This window comes from Acinetobacter sp. YH12227 (assembly GCF_013417785.1).
Taxonomy (GTDB): domain Bacteria; phylum Pseudomonadota; class Gammaproteobacteria; order Pseudomonadales; family Moraxellaceae; genus Acinetobacter; species Acinetobacter gandensis.
In genome coordinates, this window is the sequence record NZ_VPDH01000128.1 from 1 (window position 1) to 4,476 (window position 4,476).

General features: G+C 39.0%; 2 protein-coding genes and 1 pseudogene. All 3 read right to left on the reverse strand.

Annotation, left to right across the window (positions count from 1 at the left end; translation table 11 throughout):
* Positions 1–159: 159 nt before the first annotated feature.
* Positions 160–2,790 (reverse strand): DNA mismatch repair protein MutS, encoded by a 2,631-nt coding sequence (gene mutS / locus FTV09_RS17030; protein WP_180058954.1) that lies wholly within the window; start codon positions 2,788–2,790, stop codon positions 160–162.
* 260 nt (positions 2,791–3,050) lie between these two features.
* The gene (locus tag FTV09_RS17035; RefSeq protein ID WP_180058955.1) at positions 3,051–4,274 is read right to left on the reverse strand and encodes a diguanylate cyclase; all 1,224 of its coding nucleotides are present in this window, start codon (positions 4,272–4,274) and stop codon (positions 3,051–3,053) included.
* Positions 4,275–4,366: 92 nt separating this feature from the next.
* Positions 4,367–4,476, reverse strand: a pseudogene (locus tag FTV09_RS17040) (IS5/IS1182 family transposase); the annotation flags it as partial.

A 4,476-nucleotide genomic window follows, 5' to 3' on the forward strand; every position in this document is an offset into this window, starting at 1 on the left:
TATTTGAACAATCTAAAATATTTGTATTACCTGAAAAAAGGCAAAGGCAATGTCCGCGAGTAGTGAAAATTAAAGCACAAAAATATCCAAGAAAATGCCAGTCAATTTCTTAACTGACTGGCATTACCCTAATAGGGGGGCTTTCAAATTGAAGTAGAGTTAGATTTTTAATAAATCCTTTAATGCATAAAGTTGCTGTAATGCTTCTCGAGGTGTCAAATTATCAACATCAAGATTATTTAATGCATCAAGTGCAGGAGATTCCTTTTCCACTTCAACGATGCGTTCAACTACTTCAGCTGGAGCGACATCTGCAAATAAGTCAGTTTGTACCGCGGTATTGAGTTGCTGCTTTTGCTGGGTTTCTAAAATACGCAAACGGTTTTGCGCTTCTTTAATTACCGCATTTGGAATACCTGCTAATTTAGCAACTTGTAGACCATGGCTTTGACTCGCAGGCCCTTGCTGAACTTTGTGTAATAAAATGAGATTGCCATTCAATTCACGTGCAGTAACGTGGAAATTATCGATATTGGCATCTTTGCCAAGTTCAGTCAGTTCAAAATAATGTGTTGCAAATAAACATAAGCACTTGATACGACGTGTTAAGTCCAATACACATGCCCAAGCAAGTGACAGGCCATCATAGGTACTAGTGCCACGACCAACTTCGTCCATAAGGACTAAAGATTGGTTGGTGGCGTGATGTAAAATTTGTGAGGTTTCAGTCATTTCGACCATAAATGTAGATTTACCTGTGGAAAGGTCATCTGCTGAACCAATACGGGTAAATATACGGTCAATTGGGCCGAGTATTGCTGATTGCGCAGGCACGAAGCTACCACAATACGCTAATAACGTAATTAAAGCGGTTTGACGCATAAAGGTGGACTTACCACCCATGTTCGGCCCAGTAATAATGGCCATGCGATGATTAAAGTCGAGCGTCGTATCGTTTGGCGTAAATGCCGATTTGCTTAATGCTTCGACGACAGGATGACGACCGGCTTTAATATGGATACCAATTTCAGGGCTATATTCTGGGCGTGTCCAATTACGAAGACGGGCTTGATGGGCGAAGTTGGCCAATAAGTCAATTTGCGCGATGGCTGCACTCATCATTTGTAAATTGCCAATGTCTTCACGCAATTCATTAAGTAACATTTCAAATAGCATTTTTTCACGTGCAAGTGCTCGTGATTCGCTTGAAAGGACTTTGTCTTCAAATGATTTCAGTTCAGGCGTGATATAACGTTCGGCATTTTTGAGTGTTTGACGGCGAATATAATGATCTGGTGCTTGTTCTGCTTGTGCACGCGTTAATTCAATGTAATAGCCACTAACACGGTTGTAACCGATTTTAAGGGTTGGAATACCTGTGTTTTCACGTTCTTGTATTTCTAAGTCAATTAAAAATTGTCCTGCATGATCACGAATTTGACGTAGCTCATCTAATTCACTATCAAATCCTTCTGCAATCACGTTACCATCACGTAGCAATACAGGTGGGTTTTCAACAATCGCGGACATCAAACGCTGATGTAATCCATGAAAATCGCCCATCTCATCATTCAATTGCATTAATAACTTAGATTGATGCGATTGGATCATCGGTTCGAGTGCATGGCGCAAGTAAGGGATTTGCGCACAGGTTTGGCGTAATTGAACTAAATCACGTGGACGAGCACTGCCTAAAGCAACACGAGACAATACACGTTCAATATCACCAATTTCTTTTAATACTAAGCGTATAGGGGATTCGTGATAGCCTTGTAACATGGCTTGTGATGCATCTAATCGTGCATCTAATAATGCTGAATCACGTAGTGGTTGCATCAAGGTGCGGCTAAGTAAACGTCCACCCATTGCAGTTTGGCAATCATTGATCAATTGAAATAATGATGTGCCATGTTCAAATAAAGGATCAATCAGTTCTAAATTACGGCGTGTAACAGGATCGAGTGCGACAAAATCACTGCTTTGCTCAAGTTGAATACTGCGAATATGCGGGAGCGCAGTTTTTTGCGTAATTTGTGCATAGTGGATTAATGCCGCAGCCGCAGCTTTTGCGAGCGGTAAATGATCAATACCGAAACCGGCAAGGGTAGAGGTGGCAAATTGGTCACATAGGGTTTTTTGCGCATTGTTTAAATTAAAATCAACATTGGGACGCTTTGTTACTGGACAGTCCAATTGACGTTTAATTTGCTCAACAATGTTTGGATCAATTAAATCTTCATCTATCAAAATTTCACTTGGCATTAAGCGTGAAAGTTCAATTGCTAATTGTTCAAGTTGATAGTCCATTTGCTGAACTTTAAAAATGCCCGCACTTAAATCAAGTAAGGCAATACCAATTTGGTTTTGTTGCAGACAGATAGCAACCAAGTTAGAGCTTTGATGTGATGCAATGAGTGCATCATCAGTCAATGTACCCGGTGTAATAATTCGAACGATACCGCGCTCGACTGGACCTTTACCGGTAACCTCACCAATTTGTTCACAAATCACGACAGTTTCGCCTTTTTTGACGAGACGGGCGAGATAACCTTCTGCTGCATGGTAAGGAACGCCTGCCATCGGAATTGGCTCACCATTGGCTTTACCGCGATGGGTTAAAGTGATTCCAAGAAGTTTCGCTGCTTTATGTGCATCTTCAAAGAAAAGCTCATAAAAATCGCCCATACGATAAAACATCAATGAATGCGGATTTTGCATTTTCACTGACATATACTGTTGCATCATAGGGGTTAAAGTAGACAGATCCATCTTTGAAATCGCTGCTTGCATTAAATAAAACACCTTAAAAATAAATAGCTGTGTATTTGTCAAAAGAGCTTAAGGACTGAAATAAAGTCAATATGTACAGGTTTATGCTTATTCTTAGACTGTATTTAAAACTTCGACGTTCAGAAACAAATACCGCGGATGATTCTAACAAAAAAAGTCTGAACAAAAAGCCGTAATCGACTTTACTGTGTATAAATAATGCAGAAAAGAAATAGAGGAGATGTAAGATACAGATAAGCGTATGAATATTATGGCGGTGGCTAAATAGAGGCCATCAATTCAGCACCGATACAATATTGATTACGTCCATGTGCTTTCGCACTATAAAGCGCATTGTCTGCGGTACGTATAAATTGATTTAGGTCATCTTTTTCATTCGGCTTGATACTTGCTGTGCCAATGCTAATCGTCACGATGTCAGCAACACTACTTGCAGGATGTGGCAATTTTAGCTCATGAATACGATGAATGAGATATTTAGCTAAAGATTCGATTTGTTTTTCATCAAACATTGGGATAAGAACCAGAAATTCTTCACCACCATAGCGTGCAGCTAAATCACCACTGCGGCTGCTAATGGTGAGGAGTTCTTGAGCAATCAATTTTAAACATTGATCACCAGCTTGATGACCCAAATGATCGTTATAGTTCTTAAAGCAATCAATATCAATCATCATAATACTTAAAGGGTGCTTGTGGCGCATTGCATAGCGCCATTGCTGTTCAAGTATCATTGATAAATGGCGTCGGTTTGCAAGTCCAGTGAGTGAGTCAATCTGAGAGAGTAATTGTAATTGTCTTGATTGCTTTTTCATTTCTAATTGATTGAGTTCAATCATGCAGTTTTGTAAGTAGTTTTCACGATGTTGCCGGTCAATTGCATAGGCAAGTGCCATACCGAGGAAACTACTAAAAGTATATGTGCGATTAAGAAAAGTCCAATCTATATTATAGTGAAACAGTTTCGTCACAATGACCCCAATAACACCGCCAAACCATCCTGCAATAAGCGCAGTATAAAAGCGCATGCCAACAAAAGCATAGATAATCACAACAGCGTACATCATAGCTGCGTGTAATAAGGCATCATTGTGGTCGTTGCCCACCACCGTCACAATAATAAAAGAGATCGCTACGGCAAACATGGAACCAATGCAAGTATATAAATCAAAATATTGGTTTAAACGTTTAAGGAAAGATAAAATCCAAGCAACTAAAATAATGATGCCGACCCAAACATAGAGTGAAAACCACAATGTTGAGTTTTTACCAGCGGGGATAATTTGATAAATGCCATAACTTAAAAAGCTATAGAGCATAAAAATAATAATGCCACGCACGCGGAACTCATAGGCGGCTTCATTTTGGTATTGACGTCTATAGACAGGTTCTAAATTTTTAGAAAAGTGAACTTTATTTAATCTTTTAGAGATCAAATTGTTGATCGCTTCTCGATCTAAAAGTTTAGAGCCTTTTAACTTCATACGTTGTCACGCTCACATTAAAGTTATGGATTTTTATATCATTTCAATTTTGCTTATTTTTAGAATGGATAATAATAGACCTCTTGCAAAAATCATTTTTTAATCAATTCCATGTTGTAAATTGCAGCAATCAAATTAAGGCGTAAACCCATGCGTTTACGCCGATTGCGATAACGTTCAGCAAGAATTCTAAAGGTCTTTA